This window comes from Desulforhopalus singaporensis (assembly GCF_900104445.1).
Classification (GTDB): Bacteria; Desulfobacterota; Desulfobulbia; order Desulfobulbales; family Desulfocapsaceae; genus Desulforhopalus_A; species Desulforhopalus_A singaporensis.
In genome coordinates this window covers 26010-47920 of sequence record NZ_FNJI01000024.1, presented here as the reverse complement: position 1 = coordinate 47920, position 21911 = coordinate 26010, and the positions used below count along the sequence as shown (strand labels likewise).

Genomic DNA, 21911 nt, shown 5'->3' with positions numbered 1-21911 from the left:
GGGTTCCGTATAATCCGGACTCTTTATCCGAGTCAGCGAATCAAAGGAAGAGGATTACAATGGCGCAATCAAGACGTGACTTTATTAAACGAGCTGCGGCGCTGTCCGCCGCATCCTATGTTGGCATAAGCCTGCCGATCAACGACCATAACATTGCCAAGGCTGAACAGGGGGTGAGCTGGCATCGGGGCAGCTGCCGGCTCTGCGGGGTCGGGTGCCGTGTCGAGCTGGGAGTCAAGGACGGCGTTCCCATGGGGCTGCGGGGGATAAGCGATTCTCGGACCAATTTCGGTTTTGTCTGTATGAAAGGCATGCATTTCTGGAAATGCATGCGCCATCCCGACCGGTTGACAATGCCTCTGTACCGGGAAAAAAAGAGTGATGCTTTTAAGGAAATATCCTGGGAACAGGCGCTTGACATTGCAGCGAACAGGTTTGGTACAGCTTTTCGGCAGGGCGGGGGAGAGGCCGTGGCCTACTACGGCTCCGGCCAGGCGCTGACCGAGGAGACCTACCTGTTTCAGAAAATAATGCGGGGAGGGCTGCAGTCAAATAATGTCGAGGGCAACCCCCGCCTCTGTATGGCCAGCGCGGTCGGCGGATATTTGAGCTCTTTTGGCGCCGACGAACCCATCGGCGGATATTCAGATCTGGAAAAAGCGCACTGTTTTTTCATCGTCGGCTCCAATACGGCGGAGGCGCACCCGGTACTGTTCCGCAGGATCATGCGAAGAAAGCTCGACAATAGGGAAACGGTCAAGGTTATCAATGTGGATCCGAGAGTGTCGCAGACCTCCAGGATCGCCGATATGCATCTGCAGTTCAAGCCCGGTACCGACCTGGCCCTGCTCAACGCCATGGCACATGTCATTGTTGAGGAAAAACTCTATGACGAAGAGTTTGTCAAGACCTATGCGACCTTCAGGAAAGGGAAAAACGAAAAGACCACCTTTGACGATTTCAAGGCGAAATTGGCCGATTATACGCCTGAAAAAGCGGCGAAAATGTGCGGCGATACTTTCAGCCCCGATCAAATTCGTACCGCTGCCAGGTGGTTTGCCGGCTCGAAGGGGACCGTCAGCCTCTGGACGATGGGGTTGAACCAGCGCAAGCGCGGGGTATGGGCCAACAACTTGATGCACAACCTGCATATTCTGACAGGACAGCTGCTGAAAGATGGTGCCGACAGTCTCTCGCTCACCGGGCAACCCAATGCCTGCGGCGGGGTCAGGGAGGGCGGCGGGTTGTGTCATATCCTCCCCGGACACCGGCTGGTGGTAAAAGAGAAACTGCGGCGGCAGGTGGAAAACAGCTGGGGCGTTCCTGAGGGCCGGATTCCGGCAAAGCCGGGTCTGCATACAATGGCGATGTTTTCTGCGGTCAATGAAGGCAAAATCAAGGCGATCTGGATCAACTGCACCAGTCCCGTCCAGAGCCTGCCGAATTGTAATCTGTACAACAAAGGCATGGAAAGGGACGACGTGTTTATCGTCTGTACCGACATTTTCCATACCCTGACGACCCAAAAGGCCAACCTGGTCCTGCCCACCGCCTTTCATTTTGAGAAGACCGGCGTCTATGGTTGTACCGAGCGCCGCTCGCAGCTTACCAGGAAAGCGATTGATCCGCCCGGAGAGGCCAAACCCGAGGTCTGGATTGTACGGGAATGGGCCAGTAAACTTGCAGCCAAACTGGGCGATCCGGTCATCGCCCAGTGCGTTAAACCGTTTGAAGGTCTTGAGGAAGGGTATGAATTGCCCAAGGCAATCTGGGATGAGTATACACAGAAACTGACCGCCCATCGGGATAATGATCTCCGGGGAGCGACCTACGAGGTTCTTGGCCAGATGGCCGACGGGGTGCAGTGGCCGGCCCCCACCAGGGAACATGCTCTTACAGGCGGGACGGTGAAGAAGTTCGTCAAGGGAATCGACCCGATGGCCGACAGCGAGTCGAAAGACGATTTACCCTATCAGTTTTACGGGCCCGCCCACCCGGACCGGACACTGTGGATCTGGCTGCGCGACCAGGCGGATCCGGAAGAAGTTCCAGACGCCGAATATCCCTTCTATCTCTCGACCGGAAGGATCATTGATCATTGGCACACCATGTCGATGACCGGACGCATACCGGAACTTCTCCGGGCCAACCCTTACGCATATGTGGAGATAAACCCAGATGACGCGAAAAAACTCGGGATAGGGCCTGGAGATATGGTCGAAATCAAGTCCCGACGGGGGGTGAATATATTGCCGGCCAAGGTGTATCAGGGCCCTGTCGAAGGGATGGTCTTTGTCTATTGGCACGACCAGCACAAAGATCGTATGATTAACAAGGTAACCAAGGACGCAATAGATCCGGGATCAAAAGAGCCGGAGTTCAAGATTTGTGCGGTTCAGGTAAAGCGGGTCTCCGGTCCGACCCCGCTCAAGCCATTTATCGTTTAACCCTGGCGGCGGCCGGCGTTTTTGCCGGCAGCCATCAGAGATATGTCCGATAACAGTGAGGGGGGCGGCTATGCCGATTAGCGGGGTTGTCATAACGGGTGCAGCGGAAAAAAAACAGGGGCTCCTTGAAAGACTCGGAAGGTTGTCCGGGCTTGAGGTATACGGTGACGATGACCAGGGAAACATTGTCGCCGTGCTCGATACCGCAAGTTCCGAGGCGATGGAGATGCTCATCGACCGCATCAACCGGGACAAGGATGTCTTTAACGTGGGGGTGACGTATCTCAATACCGAGGATGAGGCGGACCGGATGACTCTTGAAACAGCAGTTGCCAGGCCGTTTGGCTTCAAGAATCCGCTCTAAGATTGCATGGCTCGCTCAGATGGTTCAAAGCTGGACTGCAAGGTCATGAATAGAAGATCTTTTCTCTTCTGTATGTCTGCCGGGGCGACTGCGTTGTCCGGGATTGTGTTTTCGCCCTGCGGGTCGGTTGCGGCGATGTTCAACAGTCCGGTAACCACCAACTGTCTGCGTCCTCCCGGGGCGGTGTCCGAGGAGCTTTTCCCCTCCAGGTGTATCCGTTGCGGGCGATGTGTCGAAGTCTGTCCCTACCGATCCATCGTCCTGCTCGATATCAGGGCGGGAGTGTATGCCGGAACCCCTGTGGTGGAGGTGGACAAGATCCCCTGCTATCTCTGCATGAAGTGTGTCGACGTCTGCCCGACAGGCAGCCTCAAACGTATAGAACAGCACCAGACGAGAATGGGGCTTGCCGTTGTCAATAAATTTGACTGCAGTGCCTGGGCCGGGACCATACTCTGCCGCACCTGCTACGACAAATGTCCGTACCCGGAAAAGGCCATCCGGCTCGATCAACTGCGCCCTGTCGTCGACGAAAAGTGGTGCACCGGTTGCGGGCTCTGTACCCACGCCTGTCCGGTAACTGTTAAAAAAAGGGGCAAGGCAATCAATATTGTGCCTCTTTATGCAGAAAAAAAGGTGGGCCGGTGAAGCGGGATACCCTGGTGGGTGACAAACATGAAGAAAAAAAACCAAAAAAGGGCCGGGGGTTGAATCGCTGGCGGTTGCTGACCCTTGGCGGCGCCTTTCTGCTGGTAGTGATAAATCCCTTTGTAACCTACTACCTCCATTTCACTTTTGTCCAGGGGTGGTATCAGTCCCTGGGCATCGGCAGCCTTTGGTTCGTCTCCCCCCTGGAAGGCCTTGAGAGTCTGTTGATCAGTAAATCGTTTTATGGGCCGTCACTGGTGGGTATGGCGGTTCCCGTGCTGGTCGCGCTGTTCCTCGGCAGGGTGTTCTGTTCATGGATCTGTCCCGTCAGTTTCATCCTTGAGGTTCAGGACAGGATCAGGAAGGTTTTCAGCGGGAAACGGTATCTTTTCAACGGCTTGATTGTGGCGAAAAGAATTCTCTGGGTAACCTTGATGACGGAAATCCTGCTCAGCATGATTCTCGGTGTTCCTCTTTTTGTTTTTCTCTCCCCTCCCGGACTTGTCGGCAGGGAGGTGATGATGCTGGCATTTTTCGGCAGCCTGCCCCTGGAGGGGGGGATCCTGCTGCTTATCGTCATGCTCGAATTGTTGACCAGAAGATTTTTCTGCCGCTCTTTTTGCCCTCTGGGAGGACTGCTTGCATTTATCGGCAGAAAAAGAAACCTGGTAATCGACCTGGCAGACGAGAGTTGCAGCGGATGCAGGCAATGTGATTTTGTCTGTCCCATGGGGCTCAGGCCGAGTGTCGGGGAGAGCCGGGGAGCCTATTGCTGGAACTGCGGAGAATGCGTGGCGTGCTGCGACAACGAAGCCTTGAAGTTTCACTGGAGGTAGGGCGGAGAGTCAATGCTCTTGAAAAGAGGAGGTTTGACACGGCGTGCGTTACCGTATGGTAACACCTGTGGCGCCAACTGTTACCATACAGTAGCTGTTGGTTGGGGAATGATATGCTAACTCGTCGTTATTGTGAATTTGTCAAGATGGAATCTATCTTGCAGTTAGGTGGTGTAAATTTGTCGTCGAGCAGCAAACCACTCGAAGCTGCAAAGCTTCCGGTTTCCGGTGATTTAAAGAAAGGAGGTTTTCGGTGCATAACCAGTCGAGATCAAAATATAACTCCCACCTGATCAAGTTGATCGTGGCTTTGATTGTCGCAGGGGGCCTCGGATATTTTGCACGGCAGGTGTTTATGCCTGCAAGTATGGGTACGTACGGACATTATCGAGGGGATGATATTGTCGATCAGTTGAATGTGCCGATACGGCTGCAGACCAATGAGTCCTGTTTTCAGTGTCACAGACCCATACGACAGATCCATAAAGAGGGGATTCACAACAGCGTATCGTGCGAAATATGTCACGGCCCCTTTGGCGATCATATCCAAGACGGGAAGAAGGTCGGTGTTTTGCCCGTGAAAAAAGGCAAGGAGATCACTCAGCTCTGTCTTAGGTGTCACAACAAAGTGATCCAGGCAAGACCCAGGAAATCGATCAAAATGATTGGGCTGCCTGAACATCTCGAACAAAAGGGAGTGCGGGTGGATCACACCTGTGACCAGTGCCACATGGTTCATGACCCGCTTCTCTGGATCAACCAGGCTAAGCGGATGATGGGGATAAAGGAGGCAATATAGAGATGATTGATATCAAAAAAGAGATTGAACGGGACCGGCGGGCTTTTATCAAAAAAGTACTTGGGGGTTCCATTGCCGGCTCCCTGCTGCTGGTGCTTCCGGCCGGCGCCGTGGATATTGCCGAACAGATCCCGGGGATGCGGGAAGAAAAAGCCGTTTTTACTGCGAAAAGATTTGCATTTGTCGTCGATATAACCGCGTGCATTGGCTGCGGCTCCTGCTGTGTTGCCGATAAGGCCGAATACAATGTGCCCGACGGACACTATCGTACCTGGGTGGAACGGTACATCATAGACGACCATGATAACGTCTTTGTCGATTGTCCCGATGGCGGGCTCCATGGCTATATCAGGGCGCGTGAAGGGTTGCCTCATCCCACCAGGGACACTTTTTTCGTGCCCAAACTGTGCAACATGTGCGAAAAACCCTCGTGCGTCCAGGTCTGCCCGGTGGGCGCCACCTACCAGACTAAAGACGGCTTCGTCCTCGTGGATAAAACCAGGTGCGTGGGGTGCTCCTACTGTATTCAGGCGTGTCCCTATTCCGTACGGTTTATAAGCCCGGCGACTCATACCGCGGAAAAATGCACCTGGTGTTACCATCGGGTGCGAAAAGGGTTGCTTCCAGCCTGTGTCGAGGTGTGTCCTGTGCACGCCAGAAAATTCGGCGATCTCAACGATAAAAACTCGGAGGTCTACAAGATTCTCCATGAACCGCATGTTATTTCCGTGCTGAAGCCGGATATGGGGAACAAACCCGCCCTCCATTATGTCGGGTTAAGAAGGGAGGTGGTCTGATGAGTGGTGCTATGCAACATGGGGATACCATACTCGCCCTGACAAATTATGTTTTCCCCAACGACGTGTATGTTCACTGGAGCCTGATGATTGTGCTCTATCCCTACATTACCGGTATAGTTGCAGGGGCGTTTATCGTATCGTCACTGTACCATGTTTTCGGCATCAGGGAGCTGCAGCCGATTTCCAGGTTTTCACTGGTTTTTGCCCTGGCCTTCCTGTGCTGTGCGACCTGGCCCCTGCTGCTTCATCTGGGGCATCCGGAGCGCGCGCTGAATATGTTTCTCACCCCCAATCCTACCTCAGCGATGGCCGGGTTCGGGTATATCTACTCGGCTTATCTTATCCTGCTGGTTCACGAGATACTGTTCATCTACAGACCCACGATGGTCGGTCTGTGGATGAATTCAACAGGTATCCCGCGCAAGCTCTACGCTTTTCTTTCATTCTACAACGATAACCTCTCGGACGAAGCCATGAAGCTTGATCATAAGATCATCAATTTTCTGGCGGGACTCGGTATCCCCATGGCGTGTATTCTTCACGGTTACGTGGGATTTATCTTCGGCGGCATTAAAGCCAATCCTCTCTGGGCGACCCCCCTTATGCCGGTTATCTTTCTGCTCTCGGCATGTGTTTCCGGCATTTCAGGGATCATCTTCTCCTATATCCTGATCAGAAAGGTGACGGGAAAGCCCATCGATGTTACCTGTATTCGTACTTCCCTGAAATTTCTCTGGGGCTTTTTCATCCTCGATTTTGTTTTTGAGATGCTTGAGGTTTTCAGTCACTTCTACATGTCAACCCACCACTGGCACGTGCTTGAAAGTCTGCTCTGGGGGCCTCTTTATACGACCTATTGGCTGCTCCAGGTGAAGATTTTTTCTCTTATCCCGTTCTTCCTGCTCGGAGCGGTCTGCCTGATCAAGTTCAAGGACCGGGTGGTCCTGTTTGTTGCCCCGATAGTTTCATTAATGATTTTGATACAGGTGCTGCTTATGCGCTGGAACGTTGTTATCGGCGGCCAGCTGATGTCGAACTCAACGCGGGGACAGGTATCGTTTGTTCCAGAGTGGCTGGGACGTGAGGGGATTCTCGCGGCGGTGGTCGTTATGGCCGCTCCTGTTGTGATTCTGTTTTTACTCGGGAAGATCTTTCCGTTTTGGATGAGTGAGGAACCGAAAGATTCCTGAAACGGTATTACTGCTGGAAGCGGTAATTTTATAGATATTATCTATCTGAGAGGTACTGCAAACGTCTACAAACGTCAACAAAAGGAGGGTGATGCTGAAAAGAATTACGTTTTTGGATGTCGGGCAGCCGGCATTGAAGGCAAAAATTTAACTTAACAGGAGGAAATGAATATGCATCGTTGGACTGTTGTCCTCTTGACAATCCTCGCTCTTTTCGTTGCTGCACCCGTCTTTGCAACAACCAAAGCGTCAATGGATGTCACCAACCAGAGGAACAAGGACATTAATGTCAAATGCATTAACTGTCACCTCAAGGAGAATAATTCGCTTGTTCAGCAGTGGAAAAATTCTCCCCATGCGGCCGGAAGAGATGGAGCGGTTGCCTGCTATAACTGTCATGCAGCCGAGCAGGATGATATTACGTCATATATGCACGAAGGAGTTCTGATCAAGTCCATCCAGACGCCAAAAGATTGCGGCTACTGCCATGAACGGGAGATGAAGGAACAGCAGAATTCCCACCATGCAGCCGCCGGGCGGATCATGGCTTCTCTTGACAATGTGCTCGGTGAAGTTGTCTGCTCGCTTGAAGATAAGGCCGATGCGGCAAACGGATGCTGGCAGTGTCACGGTTCCAATCTCGGGGTGATGACCGACGCCGACGGTAAGCCGCTTAAAAATGAGGCCGGAGCGGTAATGTTTGATCCGATGACCTATCCCAATTCAGGGGTCGGCAGGCTCAACCCCGACGGGTATGCGGGGACCTGTAATGCTTGCCATTCCAAGCACAGTTTCCGGGCTTCCACTGCACGCCAGCCTGATAACTGCGGAAAATGCCATCTCGGTCCGGACCATCCGCAGATTGAGATCTATACCGAGTCAAAACACGGTATTGCCTACAGCGCTGCCTCCCGTGAGCACGGTATGAACGGGATGAATATCATGAAGGCCGGAACATGGGTACTGGGCAAGGATTATTATAATGCCCCGACATGTTCCACCTGCCATATGGGAGCCTACATGAAATCGGACGGGGCGGTGGTACAGAACACCCACAACGTAGGCGACAGAATTTCCTGGACCCTGCGGCCCAAGGTTTCCGCCAAGCTCAATCGCGCAATTTTTGCCGACGGCACTGAAAAGGACATCCCCGGAGAAATTGCTCCCCAGGCCGGCTCCATGGTGAAATACCAGGAGTTCAAGATGGTGGACAACAAGTGGAAAACTGTCCCAGTTGAAAAGGAAGCCGTCGAGGTGGTGAGTTGGGAACAGCGCAGGGGCAATATGAAAGGGGTATGCAAACAGTGCCACGGCACCCAGAAAGTCGAGTCGTTCTATAAACAGTTTGACGCGCTGGTCGTGACCTACAATGAGAAGTTTGCCAAGCCTGCGGGGAATTTGTACGCCATGGCGCTCAAGGACGGCCTTATCCACGGCTCCACTTTCCACACCGAGCTCGGGTGGTACTGGTGGGAGTTGTGGCATCATGAGGGACGGCGTGCCCGTCACGGTGCGGCGATGCTCGGCCCGGACTATACCCACTGGCACGGGATGTATGACGTGGCTCATAACTTCTACTTCAAGTTCATTCCTGAACTCATGCGTCTGGCCGAAGAGAACGGCATGGCCGAAAAGTATGAAAAAGAGCTCGGCGCAATTCTCGAAAAGCCTGAACATGCCTGGTACAAGAAAGGGTTTGATGCCGACATGATGAAGGCTATCAAGGCGGAACAGAAGGAGCGTTACAAGCAGTAGCCGCTACCAAGCTATTGGTATAGTGCCGGTTACATTCATTCAATTCACCCCGGTTTTGCTTGACCGGGGTGTTTTTCAATAACATGACAACATGATGAACAGAAAAATTTTTCTGCTGGCAGTAGTGACCTTTCTTTTTCTGCAGCCGCTGGCTCTCATGGGCGCCAGCGGCAGGGAAGCGCTGCAGACGACCGCCCGCCAGGTTGCTGCGCTCGGTCTGGGGTTTGGCGACTATGTTCTGGGGGAGGTGCTTACCGCTGACCAGAAAGCTTTTGCCCAAAAAAATAGAGTCGAGGACGCCTTGCAGGGTACCTATAAGTTTGGTGATGGCGATATTGTGGTGGTGGTCAGTGACAAAGACGATATCATTCTCGCTCTCTATAAGGATAACCCTGCGGCCACAAGGGCCCAGATGAAAGAGATGGTCGGGGAGCTGATGATGAGGTTTTCCGAGCCGACAACCATGGCTCACGATACCATCATTTACTGGGCCTACAACCAAAACGGGAAAATCAGTGAGGACGAGTATGATTTTTCCAAACAGAGCGGTGAAACGGAGATGATTGCCACGGTAAAGCTGCAAAGTTCAATGCCAATCACTCCTGATGAACAACCGACGGATTCCGGTGGTGATAAAACAGGTGCGGAAAAAGACGCCGTTTTTCCAGGGGAGAAAGCCGGGATTTATGTGATAATTTCCTCCAACCCGATGTCCAGGCTTTTTCTGGCGTTAAATAAATAGGGGACAACATGCGTTTGACAGCCCTGTTCTTCGCCGTCTGTCTTTTGGGCGGCTGTGCTTCACCCGGTGATCCCGGTCACAAATACCCGGTCAGGCCCGATAGTGGTTCCGAGCGCAAGGCCGGGCCGGCGATGTTTCTATACGAACAGGCTGAGGAAGATGCCGATATCAACAAGGTTACCGTTACACCTCCTGAAACCGATGCCGAAGCACGTGAAGCTGAGGACTGAACCGGGTACTTCAAAAAAAGTGGTCTGGAGCAATTTTCAGTTTTTCTCTGTTGCCAGCTTCCAGCCGATTTCGCAACCTGCGCCAAAAGGCTTGACCCCGTTATACAGTTCGGGAATCCGCCAGCTCTGCTGGCTGAGTCGTATCGTCCTGTTTACAGGAGTGAGCCTATAGCGGCGACAGGCTATATCGCTAACGAACCCCTGCAACAATTCCGGTTTCCCCCTCTTTACAAAAAAATCGGCGAGCATTGGCAGGGCGACAGGTGCTGAAAATATCCCTGCAGCACAGCCGCAACACTCTTTTTTCTGCCGCGGGTGGGGTGCCGAATCGGAACCGAACATGACCCTCGGGTGACCCGAGAGGACCGCATCCTGGAGGGCTCCGAGATCTCTTGGCGTTTTGGCTATCGGTTTGCAGAAAAGGTCCGGTTCCATAAGGCCGCCGATAACGTCATCGAGGGTGATGAACAGGTGATGGAGCGTGACAGTGGCAGAGATGTTGGGATATTTGTCCATAAACTCGACAGCGTCGGCGGTGGTGATATGCTCCATGATTATATGGAGCTTGGGGAAATTTTTCGCCAGCCTTTCATAAATTTTTAAAAATTCTTTTTCGCGATCCATCACGAAACCGTTCGATTCTCCGTGAACCAGGAGCGGTATCTGCAACTCCTCCATGACAGAAATGGTTTCTTCGATCCCGCTGAAGTCGGAAACTCCGGCTTCACTCTGGGTTGTGATCCCTGCAGGATAGAGTTTGATGCCGATTATGGCGCTGCGCAGTGCTTGCAGTTCCGCGGCGGAATAGCACCTGAAAAAAGCTGTCATGTATGGTGTAAATTCATCCGGGTTACACTGTTCTTCTATAGCTTTTCTGTAGCCGTGAACCTTTTCGAGAGTATCGACCGGCTCCTTGAGGTTGGGCATGATGACACCACCTGCAAAGCTCATACTGGAAAGAGGTGCAATCCGGGCAAGCATTTCACCTTCCCGCAGGTGCAGGTGCATGTCCAGGGGGGAGCGTATATCAATGTTCATAAGGTTTATACAGGAGTTGAAGTGTTGATAAAAAGGTGGTAGTCCGGCGCGGATGTTGGGGTGCCGTACGGTACAGTGGTCGCCTCACTCATTGGTGTTGAGGAGTATTTCCCGGTACAGCTTCCGGTATTGCTCGATGCTGCTGGGGTCGAGCCAGCGCTCGTAGGCTGCCCTGTACTCTGCGGTGGGACGCTGTCGGAGCAGTACCTCGTTGATCGCGCTTATGGCCTTCTTGCCCCACTCATTCTTCGAGCATGCCACATAGCTAAGAGACGCGTTGTGGTTGTCCTGGTTTTCGACAATATTGAGGGTCATTATCTTATCTCGATGCCCAAGAGACTCTGCCAGGTACATGGCTTCTTCGGGGAGCCCCGGCAGGGCGTCGATGCGTCCTGCGGTCAGCATCCTGAATAGATTTTCGGAGAGCTGCGGTCCTTCATAGGAAAAGATGTTTTTGTCGGTGCCGAACTTGTCGAGCACGTTGTCAAACTCCTGACCGTAGGAGCGGTTTTCCGAGCGGCCGACTACAAAGTTGCCCGACAAGAGAATCTCCTCCAGGCTTACAGTCTTGCTCCCGCCGAAACTCTCATATCTGTCCTTGGTGATAATGAGAACCGCGGGAAGGGTGAATACGCTTGGAATTGAAAAGTAGGCGAACTCCATCCTTTCGGGGGTCTTGAACATGGCAAGACTGCAGGCCGGCTCTCCCTGTTTCCATTGCTGGTAGTGCCGTGAGATATTTGCCTTCATGCGAATGTGCTGGTATTGGGGGAGATGGTTGGTAACGATATCGGTTATCAGGTCTTCATATCCCTGTCCCTGGTACGGACCGTCATGAATGAAAAACGGCGGGGCATCAGCTTCGAGCCAGATCAGGGGATTGGCCGCAAAAGGTTGCTGAGGGGAAAAAAACACGGCGAACAGGATGGTGACAAACAGGTAACGCAACACGGTCGGTTTCATTATTTGGCTCCAGTATTAATAAACTTGTCTGTCAGGACCAGTCAGCAAAGAGTAAGCGTAGACCATATCATGGATTGATGGTGTTGTATATTGCAGAACCGAGGCGTTCCAGGGTATATGGCTTGGCGACAAATGAACTGGCACCCATTTTTAGGGTTGCCTCCACATCGTCGTCTTCGGCATAGCCGCTTACTATGACCGCTCTCTGGTCCGGGTGGTGTTTCAGGATCTGTTCGTACGTCCTGCGGCCGTTGAGCCCCGGAGACATTATCATGTCAAGAAGCAGAAGTTCGGTCGGGTTGTTCTTCAGATATTCGACGGCGTTTTCTCCCGATGAAACGGTTACTACCTTGTAGTTCAGTGTCTCAAGCAGCTTCTGGGCGATGATTCGTTGCCTGTATTCATCGTCTATGACCAGTACCGTCTGTCCGTGACCGAGAAATTCGCGCCAGTTTTTTTGCTCGGTCCTGGAGGGCACCATGCTCTCGATCCCTGGAAAATATATATCAAAACAGGTCTTATCGTTACCGCTTCTGACGTTGATTGAGCCGCCGTGTTCGCAAACGGTATTCCTGACCACGGTAAGGCCCAGGCCCGATCCGCTTCTTCCCATGACCTTCTTGCTGTAGAATGGCTCGAAAATCTGTTCGATTTCCTGGGGGTCTATGCCGATTCCGGTGTCACAGATGCTTATTCGTACGTAATCGTCATGGGGGGGCGACTGGCTGAGGATGCATGAAGTGGTGGTGGCAGAAACACACGAGTCCGGGAGGGCCGGGCTCTGTGCTGTACGGATCTCTATTGTTCCCTCGCTGGAAATTGCCTCAAATCCGTTCCTTATCAGGTTCATCAGACACTTGCGTATATGGATGGGAGAGCAATCGACACTGGGCAGCTTCTCTGCGAGAAAGGTCGTGACGGTTATATGCGGATATTGCTGCGTGAGTTGTTTGAAGTCAGGTGAATCGAGATAATGGACTATCAGGTCGTTGAGGTTGGTAGTCTCCGTGTCGACAGCGGTCCCCCTGGCAACGGTGAGCAGGTCAGAAACCACCCGGGCGGCGTCAAGACCCGCCTGCCTGATGGCCTCCAGAGGTTTGCGCATTTCACTGTTTTTTTCCAGATCCAGCAGCAGGAATTCCGGGTAACTTATTATGCCGGAGAGAATATTGTTGAGATCGTGGGCGACTCCGCCCGCCATGATACCTATGGTCTTCATCTTCTGGTCCTGCTGGAGCTGTTTCTCCATCTCCCGGTGTCTCGTAATATCTATGGCGATCATCAGTGTTCCCGACACTTCATCGTCCCGGTGAACGGGGGAGATGCGCAGCAGCACGGGAATCATTTTCCCGTTTTTAACCACCATGTTGCATTCAAGAAGATGAGAATTGCTGCCCTCGAGTGATTTTTGGAATTCCTGCTGTACCTGAGCGCGGTTTTTGGCGTCGATGAAATCAAGAAAGTCAAAGAATTCTCCAGGGGTCAGCTTGAGGTTGGTGCGGGCGGTATCGTTGCCGTAGATTATAAAGCCGTCGGTGTCGGTTTCCAGTACCATTTCCGGCAGCATGTTGATCAGATCCTGAAATCTCTTCCGGGTTCTTCTCAGGTGCAGGCTCCGCTCTTCCACCTGTTTTTTCAGCATTTTGTTGCCAGCCGCCTGGGAAATCACGAAAACAACGAGAAGCAGCCCGAACAGCATGAAAATAAGAATATTTACAAGTGGAAAGAACGTTCTTACATACTTGGTCCCGAAAAGGTGGCCAATCAACTGTCCCTTGTATTCGATAGCAGAAGAGAGCTGGCGTTTCCAGATAAGGTTGAGCTTTTCAAGCAGGCCGAAAAGGCCAGAAAGAGGAGGGGAATCGACATTGAGGTAAGAGGGATCGCCCGGTATGGATACTCTTATGGAACTGAAGTGATCCTTATACGCCACAAGCTGCAGGTAGGCATTGGCCCCCTCTTTGTTGAGCGCCCATATATCATCGGAGATAACAACCGCATGATGGGCAAACTCATTTTTGAGATCACTGTTGTTACGATTGATGTAGGTGAGGGCAATGATCGAATAGGCGGCGAAGAACACGCTCAGGAGGTAAACGGTATGGCGGGATTTGATGAAAAAAGCCATTTCGTTGTGATTTGTGGTGATTATTTTTATGAAAGCCAGCCAGTCGACAGGTGAGCTGCCGGTAAAATCGGTGATTGCGGTATCAGGGTTAGCGGCAATTATACCCTATTCGTTCCATAAATCAAAAAAAGACTGATTGACTCCATGAGATTTGCAACTATAGTAGTCCCTTCGGTCTTTTTTTGTCAATGTGATGAGTTGATTTTATCTGGTAAAACAATAAGTTATAATTCTATTTTGTGGGTGGACAGATGAAGAAGTACACCGTGATAACCCTGCTCCTGTCGATATTCATCGCCTTGCTGGGGATAGGCATAATAGTTCCGGTTATGCCGGTTTATGCCAAGGATCTCGGTGCCGGCGGGTTTGCCCTGGGGATGATAATCGCCGCGTTTTCTATCACCAGGGGCGCGCTCCAACCCGTTGTTGGAAGTCTTTCCGATCAGTGGGGGAGAAAACGGTTTCTCATGGTCGGTCTGCTCATATACGGGTTGGTGGGACTGATGATTCCCTCCGCGAATACCGTTTTTCACCTGATCGCTATCCGTGGCTTTCACGGGGTGGGATCGGCGATGATTGTGCCTATTGCCATGGCGTATATGAGTCTGCTCGCCCCAGCTGGACATGAAGGGCGTTATATGAGCTATCTCAATATAGCTATCTTCTGTGGTATTGGCTGCGGTCCGGTGATCGGCGGCTGTATTTACGATTTTTTTGGGCTTCGTGTGGTGTTCTATGCCATGGCACTGCTCAGCTTTATGGCACTGCTGCTGGTTGTTCGCTTCATGCCCGGCAATGACGGGACCAAAAGCGTAACGAAAAAAAAATTGCTGGCCGGTTTTTCTGCAATGCTTTCCAGTCGAAAAACCTGCGGAATCCTTGTTGCACGCTATGCCACCATGATCGTGATGGTTCCGACCATGGCTTTTTTGCCCCTGCTGATGTCGGCCTGGCAGGAGACGACCGGGTTGCAGATCGGTATTGTCATCGCCTGCAGGACCCTGGTTAATGCCGTATTCCAGATCCCTTTTGGCAGAATTGGTGATACCGTAAGTAAACTCCCTCTTCTTTTAGGCAGTTCGCTGGCCCTTAGTGGTCTTATTTTTGTCATTCCGTCCATCGACAGTTTTGCCATGATGGCAATAACTTATCTCTTTCTCGGTGTGACCGAGGCGTGCGTCTGGGCGCTGCTCGGAGCATATGCATCGCTGGAGGCGAAAAACCTGTATGGGCACGGCACGATGATGGGGGTGTTCAGTTTTGCAATGAGCGCCGGGGTTTTTACCGGGGCAATTCTTGCCGGCACCAGTATGAACATGTGGGGTATTGTTTCTGCTTATCATGTCACTGCCGTGGCGGTCGGGGGAGGGAGCCTGCTGGCTGGCATGCTGATAGTATCCGGGGATAAACAGGCTGGCAGCCCTGGCCGCGGGTAACTTTTGCAACATTTTCGGCAAACACCCCGGTAACACGCAACCCGAGTGTTGCCGGGATGTTTTTATGCACTTTACGAGTCGGGATGGCTTGTTATTTTTTCTTTTTTGCCAGTTTTTCCTGGAGCAGGGCACCGAGACTGCCGACGGTCTTCTTTTCTTTTGCGCCATTGTTTTTGGCTATAAATTTACGATATTCCTTTTGCTCCTGCTCCTGTTCACTTTCCTGGGAAACGTAATCTGCCGGTACCAGGCCGATCCTCTTGTCGGCCAGGTCGAATGACTCGATTTTGACATCGATATCCTGGCCTTCCTCCAGCACCTCCCGAGGGTGATTGATCCTCCGGCCTGCTCCCAGTTTCGAAATGTGGATCAGGCCGTCGATGCCTGGGGCGAGGGTTACAAAGGCCCCGAACTGAGCAAGTCTGGCCACCGTCCCCGTATGGGTCGAGCCTTCGGCAAAACTGGCGGCAGCTTTTTCCCACGGGTCTTCCTGGGTTTCTTTATAACTAAGAGATATCCTGTTGTTGTCCCAGTCGAGCTTTTTGATGACCGCTTTTACCTGCTGGCCCACCGTGAAATGCTCTGCCACGTTTTGCACCCTTGACCAGCCGATTTCGGAAATCGGGATCAGTCCGTCGACACCGCCGATATCGACAAATGCGCCGAAGTCGCGGATTGAGCTTACGGTTCCGTCGATGGTCTGTCCCTCTTCGAGGGTGTTGCGCAGCTTCTCGCGCATCTCCTCTCTCAAGGCTTCCTGAAGTGCTCTGGCGGATACCACTATGTTGCGCCCGTTCTCCTCAAAACGGGTGATCAGAAACTGCATATGGGTTTCAAGGTATTCCTTGCCGCTATCTTCCACCCGGCGAATTCCCATCTGGGAATAGGGACAGAATGACCGTACGTTACCGCCGAGGGTGATCTCAAAGCCGCCTTTGATTTCCGCTTTGACAAAACCTTCAACCGGGATTGATGACCGGAACGCTTCCTCCAGGTGGGCAGTGGAAGATCCCGAACCGATTCTCATGGTGAAAAGCTGTTCGGAGGCTTTCGCCTGGAGAAAATAAACATCAAGGACATCTCCTAGTTGATAGGAAATGTTTCCTTCTCCGTCTTTGAGTTCGGAGCTGTTCAAGACACCTTCGCTTTTGCCTCCCACATCAAGAAATGTGGTCTCTTCGGTTATGCCCACGATGGTTGCTTTGATTTTCTGCCCCGGGGTGAGGTGCCTGATTTTCCTGGTCTGTTGTGCTTTGAACAGATCCTCAAAGCTGTCACTGTTTGCTTCTGTCATGTCTTCCTGTCAAACTGTGGTTTTGGGGTTAGCCGCGGCTCGCTTGAGCCTGGCGCTGGTTTGGTTGCGTCTCAATATGAGAAAAAAGGTTACGGCCAACTATATCACAGATTGGCAGGGTGGCAAGCATTGTTGGTGCGTGAACCAGAACAATCCCGGTTTATCGACACGTTTCCTGCCGCACTGCAAGCGATATAACTTTATCCTGCTCCTTAAACATTAACCTTTTCAAACACATCGATTCGATAAAGAGTGTGAGCCGATCCCGCCTGACTTCTGTAAAGAGTTCAAGCAGCTTGTCCAGCGTGATTATTTCTCCGCAGGCCAGGTATATCCTTCTTGATAGTCCCCGCAGCCGGTGCTGCAGTGGCGGTCCGTGAGGACGTTCCTGGCGGATGATCAGAAAGGTTTTGCCGTCCCGGTAGCTCAGCGGCGGGGTCAAATTCATTCTGTTGGCATGAAACTCATTCCATGCCCTGACCTTCTGTATGACCGGCTTCCATCTCTTTCGCTGGATGGTTCGATCCCCGCGGTAGCCTAGTAGCATCATGGTCATTGATTTCTGGTACCTTTCCGGGAACAACTGCCTGTTTTTGCAGTGGACTGTCAGCGAGCGGATGTCGTAGTCGTGGAAATAGCTGTGAACCGGTGAGCCGAACCCGAGGAAAAATGAAGCGGTGTCAAGCGGCGGGTAGGGGAGCACGTAGTCGAGGTTTTCAAGGGTCTCACTCACCTCGTGGTCAGAGGACGAGGGGAACTCGACGATGAGGTTGCCTTTGAGCGCTATGTTCTGCTCGCAACAGTGTTTCATTGCCGCTATGTTTTCTATGGCGGTGGTGCCTTTTTTCAGTTTTTCAAGAAGGGAGGTTGACAGCGCCTCAATACCGACCTGGACAGTGTTGAGACCGCCCTCTTTATAGAGCCTTAGCCGGTCGGGAAAGAGGGTTGCCCTGATTTCGGCAAAAAACGAGAAATCCATCGCCTGTTTTTTGATTTCGCTAAAGAAAATATCAGCATCTTTGGGGGGCAGGGCATTATCGGTAAAATTAAAGTTCAGCAATTCGTATCTGCGGGCAAGGTCGAGCGTCTCCTGCACCATCTTCATGCCGTTTTTCCACCTGTAGTCCGGCCATTGGATGTTGAGGTTGCAGAAGCTGCACTTGTTCCACCAGCAGCCCCGGGAGAACTCCAGGGAAATTTCCGGGATAAAAGGCTGGTTGGTGAAAAGGTGGTGCATCTGGCGGAAATAGTCGTCGTAGTCGGGCGGAGGCTGTTGGTTAAGATCGACCAGGGACATACTCTTTGTCGCCGCTTCCTCGCTGCTGTGAAAAACATTTTCCGGCAAATGCACACTATCGCCTTTTACAAAGGAGCAGAGTGCTTCCAGCGCCCTTTCTCCCTCTCCGCTTATCACGTAGTCGATTTCGGGAAAGTGGGCCAGAAGCGATTTCCCCAGCCCGCCCGAACACGATGAGCCGCCAAAGACGATCGCCGCCGCCGGGTACTTTTGCTTTATCAGTTTTGCCATATAAAGCGAAGGCAGGAGTTGATTGAAACAGACCGAAAACCCGATCAGGCTGTAATCGGAGCAGGTAAAGGTCTTCAACCAGTCGTCGCATGCGGTGGCGACTGTCGCCGCAATCTCATCAAAATCCGGCTGCTTTTTCCTGCTGTTTGCCAGCAGATGGTTGAACAGGATCCTGCTGTCGGATTTTTTCCCTGAGAAGACAAGGGGAGCAAAAAGTGCTTCTCCGCCCATGCCGGAAAGGGCAATTTCGGTATAGCGCGACGGACCCAGGGATGCGGCGATTGACAGATACGGGTGATAGTTGTCGACTTGAATGTCTTGTTGCAGCTGCAGGTAGCTCTTCAGGGTGGCCAACTGGACCGAGGGGCGATTGACGATTGCCCAGGGCATCGAAACAAGGGCCACCTTAAACGGTAAAGGGCTGTCCATATCACTGTCGTATTATTTCTGTTCCTTCAGGCGGGATGAAGGAAAAAATCTTGTCCAGCTCGGCGCTGCTCGACTTTGCCAGGGCGTTCACTTCTATATCGCTGATGTTGATGGTGGTTACTGTCCCGAAGTGATCCTTTATGGAGATTCTGCGGATCAGGGAGTCGGCGGAGACAAACAGGTGTATATCCTGAACCTGGGACTGGGGAATGACCGGTATAAGCTTTATTATGGCAATGTCCGCTTGTTTGGTGTGGTCAATTCCATTGTCCGGCGGGCGTATATGAAAATCATGGAGCAGCCGCCCTTTTCCTGTGAAAAACGAGTAGGTAAGGTCCGTATCCAGGTTTTCTGCCGGAGTGACAATCATCTGCTGCAGGTTTTCAAAGTACATGGAAAATAATTTGCCGTCGCCAAGCAGCACCTGGCGATTAGGCAACTCATAGTTCCAGCGCATTTTAGGAGCGCTATTGTCTTTTAAAAAAAAGGCATGGCCGCTTCCTTTCTGGTTCCTGCCGGTAATTTCGCCTACGGTCTCCTGGTGAAAGGCAAATGAGAGGCTGGCCATCCGGTCGTACCGGCTCTGCACTCTTGCGGCTATGTCCTCGGGAAATTCACCATCGGGCGCCGAGGCCTGTACGTTAAACGGAATTGTGGTAATAACGAAAAAAACGACAAAGAAGAGTATGGCTTTATTCATAAGATATTCATGCTGGCAAAAGTTTCATCTCACGCTGAAAAATCCTTGTTGCGATTTCCGTAGCCGATTGGCTGGTGTCGGTCACATAATAGAGGTTGTCCTCCGGGGTGTGGGAGGGTTCTTCCTTCACCACGGGATTTTGCACGAGAAATGTTTTGAGATTTTCTGCTGTCGCCTGGGCAGGGTCTATTAAATGTACTTTTTTACCAATCCTCGGCTGGATGAGGTGTTTGAGCAGGGGGTAGTGGGTGCAGCCGAGGATGAGGGTGTCGATCTGGTGTTTCTTGAGATCATGAAGGTAGCGCCGCAGAATCATCTTGGTTTCCCGCCTGCCAGTCCATCCTTCCTCGACCAGGGGACAGAGCAGTGGACAGGCCTTGGAGTAGACCTTGAGCGCAGGATCCTGCTTTGTAAGAAGTCGTGGATACGATTCGCTGCGGATGGTCGCGCTGGTTCCTATGACGCCCACTCTGCCCCTCGTCACTTTGGCTGCCTCCCGGACCGCCGGGGTGATGACCTCGATAATCGGCACATCAAATTCCCGGCGCAACTGTTCTGTTGCGACGCTGGACGCCGAACTGCAGGCGATAACGATAACTTTTGCCCCCTTGTCTACCAGAAAACCGCTGTTTTCAATGGCGTAGTTGGTTATGATCGCAGCACTTTTGGAACCGTATGGGGTACGCGCAATATCACCAAGGTAGACTACCGGATAGTTAGGCAGGGCAAGCTCTATGGAGCGGGCAACGGTCATGCCGCCGACGCCTGAATCAAATATACCAATCATATACGTTGTAAAGAAGCTGTAAGGGCATGGAAATTGGCCCGCATGTATTTGTTTGGCCCGCTCACTGTTTCAACGCTTAGCGCCGTGACAGGGGTACGGCCCGCAGCAGATTTTTTTTATTCTCTGGTGAGGATTGCCTGCCCCTGAGGTGGACGTGCCGGCAGGTGCGGGTCGGCAACTGTAAGGTTAGCTGTATACCAAAAAAATCTGGTGACAACAAGCTCCCGCCTGTTAGTTTTTATGAAATAGACCGTACAATATGTTGACAGATATGGTGTTGAGAATTAGATTTCTGGCCGGTGTAAAAGCATCTTAGTTAAAATATCCGGGTTTTTTTGAGATATTGAAAAGTTAACACTACAGAGCAAACAGGTGGTTGAACAATGCCAGTCTATGAGTACGAATGTAAAGCATGTGAGCAGATTTTTGAAGTGCAGCAGAAGATCTCCGATGAGCCTCTGGCCAACTGTCCCCAGTGCCAGGCGCCGGTGACAAAACTTATGTCGATGAGTTCTTTCCAGCTCAAGGGCGGCGGCTGGTACGCCGACGGTTACGCGAGCAAGTCGGCAGCCGGGGGGACGGAAAAATCAAAACCGGCACCCTCCTGTCAAGCCGGTGGCGGCTGCGCAGGGTGCCCTGCCGCTGCATAATCCAGCTTTTTACGGACCACTCAGACCCGTGGGTGGTCGCCGATAATGGCCATTGCGTCCCCGTAGGAGAAGAAACGATACCCCTTCTCAATTGCCTTCTTATAGCAGTTGAGAAGGGTTTTTCGACCGCAAAGTGCTGATACCAGAAACATCAGCGACGAATCGGGTAGATGAAAATTCGTAATGAGATTGTCCGTTACCTGAAATTTGAAGCCCGGATAGATGTAAAGATCACACCATTCCTCTGTAGCCTGCAGGCGGCCGGTTTTAAGAGCGCCGTATTCCAGCGCCCGGACCGACGTTGTTCCAACAGCCCATATTTTCCCTCCCCGCTCCCTGGTCTTTTCCACTTTGGCGACTGTCTCTTCGGGGATAGATAAAAATTCCCGGTGAATCTTGTGCTGGGTGATGTCGTTGTCCCGGACCGGGGCAAAAGTGCCATAGCCGACATGGAGAGTTACTTCGCCCAGGAGTGTGCCTTTATCGGTAATTCGCGACAGGAGGCTGTCGGTGAAGTGCAGGCCGGCGGTGGGTGCGGCCACAGCACCCGGCTGCGCCGCATAGACGGTCTGGTAGCGGGCGGCGTCTTCCTTTGTCGATCCGTTTTTCCTGACAATATACGGCGGAAGCGGAACCTGGCCGCATTCTAAAAGGCATGCAGCCAGAGTGTGGGAGCGATTGTAGTGCAGTTCCAGGGCCGCCTTGCCGTCTTCGAGCAACTCGGAAACAACGCAGTGCAGATTGTCGCCGATGGTGATGACCGAACCTGGCTTGGGCCGTTTTGACGATTTAATAAGCGCTGTGGCCGTTGCCGTACCGATGTCGCAGTCATCCTCTGAAGGCAGCTCCAGGAGAAAAACTTCCGCTTTGCCGCCGGTCTCCTTCACTCCCTCAAGACGTGCCGGAAACACCTTGGTGTTGTTTACCACCAGCATGTCGCATGGCCCGATGTATTCATCGAGATTGTTGAAGTGGCGATGGCTTAGCGAATCGCTGCCTGAGTCGAGTACCATTAATCTCGATGTGTCTCTCCGGTCGGCCGGATGCTGGGCAATACAGTTTTTGGGCAGATGGTAACGGTAGGCTTCAAGGGTCAGATCTTCTTGAGGTATCATTGGCTGTCTGGAAATATTGTGGATTACCGCGG

At 52.2% G+C, this 21911-nt stretch carries 20 protein-coding genes; 12 read left to right on the top strand and 8 right to left on the bottom strand.

Translation table 11 applies throughout. From position 1 onward, the window contains the following. Positions 1 to 59: 59 nt before the first annotated feature. The 10 genes from BLQ17_RS15395 (at position 60) to BLQ17_RS15350 (ending at position 9811) form a co-directional block, all read left to right on the top strand. Positions 60 to 2447: a molybdopterin oxidoreductase family protein gene (locus tag BLQ17_RS15395; protein ID WP_092224418.1), complete on the top strand. Its 2388-nt coding sequence runs from the start codon at positions 60 to 62 to the stop codon at positions 2445 to 2447. A 70-nt stretch (positions 2448 to 2517) separates the two neighbouring features. Then, positions 2518 to 2811 (top strand): chaperone NapD, encoded by a 294-nt coding sequence (locus BLQ17_RS15390; RefSeq protein WP_092224416.1) that lies wholly within the window; start codon positions 2518 to 2520, stop codon positions 2809 to 2811. A gap of 45 nt (positions 2812 to 2856) precedes the next feature. Further along, entirely contained in the window at positions 2857 to 3459 is a 603-nt protein-coding gene (locus tag BLQ17_RS15385) for a 4Fe-4S dicluster domain-containing protein (RefSeq protein ID WP_245695175.1), read from the top strand. Beyond that, a complete protein-coding gene (locus BLQ17_RS15380; RefSeq protein WP_245695174.1) occupies positions 3456 to 4295 on the top strand; it encodes a 4Fe-4S binding protein in 840 nt (279 codons plus the stop codon). Before BLQ17_RS15385 ends, BLQ17_RS15380 begins: the two co-directional genes overlap by 4 nt. A 253-nt stretch (positions 4296 to 4548) precedes the next feature. Next, positions 4549 to 5094 (top strand): hypothetical protein, encoded by a 546-nt coding sequence (locus BLQ17_RS15375; RefSeq protein WP_092224414.1) that lies wholly within the window; start codon positions 4549 to 4551, stop codon positions 5092 to 5094. Positions 5095 to 5096: 2 nt separating this feature from the next. Continuing rightward, positions 5097 to 5891: a 4Fe-4S dicluster domain-containing protein gene (locus BLQ17_RS15370; RefSeq protein ID WP_092224412.1), complete on the top strand. Its 795-nt coding sequence runs from the start codon at positions 5097 to 5099 to the stop codon at positions 5889 to 5891. After that, on the top strand, positions 5891 to 7084 hold the full coding sequence (nrfD, locus tag BLQ17_RS15365) for an NrfD/PsrC family molybdoenzyme membrane anchor subunit (protein ID WP_092224410.1): 1194 nt from the start codon (positions 5891 to 5893) through the stop codon (positions 7082 to 7084). Before BLQ17_RS15370 ends, nrfD begins: the two co-directional genes overlap by 1 nt. 171 nt (positions 7085 to 7255) lie before the next feature. Beyond that, positions 7256 to 8839, top strand: coding sequence for a multiheme c-type cytochrome (locus BLQ17_RS15360; protein ID WP_092224408.1), 1584 nt, complete (start codon positions 7256 to 7258; stop codon positions 8837 to 8839). A gap of 91 nt (positions 8840 to 8930) precedes the next feature. Beyond that, positions 8931 to 9581, top strand: coding sequence for a hypothetical protein (locus BLQ17_RS15355; protein WP_092224406.1), 651 nt, complete (start codon positions 8931 to 8933; stop codon positions 9579 to 9581). An 8-nt stretch (positions 9582 to 9589) separates the two neighbouring features. Continuing rightward, positions 9590 to 9811, top strand: coding sequence for a hypothetical protein (locus BLQ17_RS15350; protein WP_092224404.1), 222 nt, complete (start codon positions 9590 to 9592; stop codon positions 9809 to 9811). 36 nt (positions 9812 to 9847) lie between these two features. Here the strand turns inward: BLQ17_RS15350 and pyrC are convergent, their stop codons facing one another. From pyrC to BLQ17_RS15335, 3 genes are all read right to left on the bottom strand, one after another. Continuing rightward, on the bottom strand, positions 9848 to 10849 hold the full coding sequence (gene pyrC / locus BLQ17_RS15345; RefSeq protein WP_092224402.1) for a dihydroorotase: 1002 nt from the start codon (positions 10847 to 10849) through the stop codon (positions 9848 to 9850). A gap of 84 nt (positions 10850 to 10933) precedes the next feature. Beyond that, a complete protein-coding gene (locus tag BLQ17_RS15340) occupies positions 10934 to 11812 on the bottom strand; it encodes a TIGR02285 family protein (protein WP_092224400.1) in 879 nt (292 codons plus the stop codon). Between the two features lie 67 nt (positions 11813 to 11879). Continuing rightward, positions 11880 to 13940 carry a hybrid sensor histidine kinase/response regulator gene (locus BLQ17_RS15335; RefSeq protein WP_092224398.1) on the bottom strand — a complete coding sequence of 687 codons (2061 nt, stop codon included), beginning with the start codon at positions 13938 to 13940 and terminating at the stop codon, positions 11880 to 11882. 251 nt (positions 13941 to 14191) lie between these two features. On the opposite strand from BLQ17_RS15335, the gene BLQ17_RS15330 reads away from it, so the two are divergent. Next, on the top strand, positions 14192 to 15376 hold the full coding sequence (locus tag BLQ17_RS15330; RefSeq protein ID WP_092224396.1) for an MFS transporter: 1185 nt from the start codon (positions 14192 to 14194) through the stop codon (positions 15374 to 15376). Between the two features lie 91 nt (positions 15377 to 15467). Here the strand turns inward: BLQ17_RS15330 and rpsA are convergent, their stop codons facing one another. The 4 genes from rpsA to murI all read right to left on the bottom strand — a co-directional run bounded on the left by rpsA (position 15468) and on the right by murI (position 20114). Beyond that, positions 15468 to 16670 (bottom strand): 30S ribosomal protein S1, encoded by a 1203-nt coding sequence (gene rpsA, locus BLQ17_RS15325; protein WP_092224394.1) that lies wholly within the window; start codon positions 16668 to 16670, stop codon positions 15468 to 15470. A 160-nt stretch (positions 16671 to 16830) separates the two neighbouring features. Continuing rightward, positions 16831 to 18627, bottom strand: coding sequence for a RiPP maturation radical SAM C-methyltransferase (locus BLQ17_RS15320; protein WP_092224393.1), 1797 nt, complete (start codon positions 18625 to 18627; stop codon positions 16831 to 16833). A gap of 1 nt (position 18628) precedes the next feature. Continuing rightward, positions 18629 to 19327 (bottom strand): LolA family protein, encoded by a 699-nt coding sequence (locus BLQ17_RS15315; RefSeq protein ID WP_092224391.1) that lies wholly within the window; start codon positions 19325 to 19327, stop codon positions 18629 to 18631. A gap of 7 nt (positions 19328 to 19334) precedes the next feature. Next, the gene (murI, locus tag BLQ17_RS15310) at positions 19335 to 20114 is read right to left on the bottom strand and encodes a glutamate racemase (RefSeq protein ID WP_092224390.1); all 780 of its coding nucleotides are present in this window, start codon (positions 20112 to 20114) and stop codon (positions 19335 to 19337) included. A gap of 383 nt (positions 20115 to 20497) precedes the next feature. On the opposite strand from murI, the gene BLQ17_RS15305 reads away from it, so the two are divergent. Then, entirely contained in the window at positions 20498 to 20764 is a 267-nt protein-coding gene (locus BLQ17_RS15305; protein WP_092224388.1) for an FmdB family zinc ribbon protein, read from the top strand. A 20-nt stretch (positions 20765 to 20784) separates the two neighbouring features. On the opposite strand, the gene queA is transcribed toward BLQ17_RS15305, so the two are convergent. Beyond that, positions 20785 to 21879, bottom strand: coding sequence for a tRNA preQ1(34) S-adenosylmethionine ribosyltransferase-isomerase QueA (gene queA, locus BLQ17_RS15300; protein WP_092224386.1), 1095 nt, complete (start codon positions 21877 to 21879; stop codon positions 20785 to 20787). Positions 21880 to 21911: the final 32 nt, after the last annotated feature.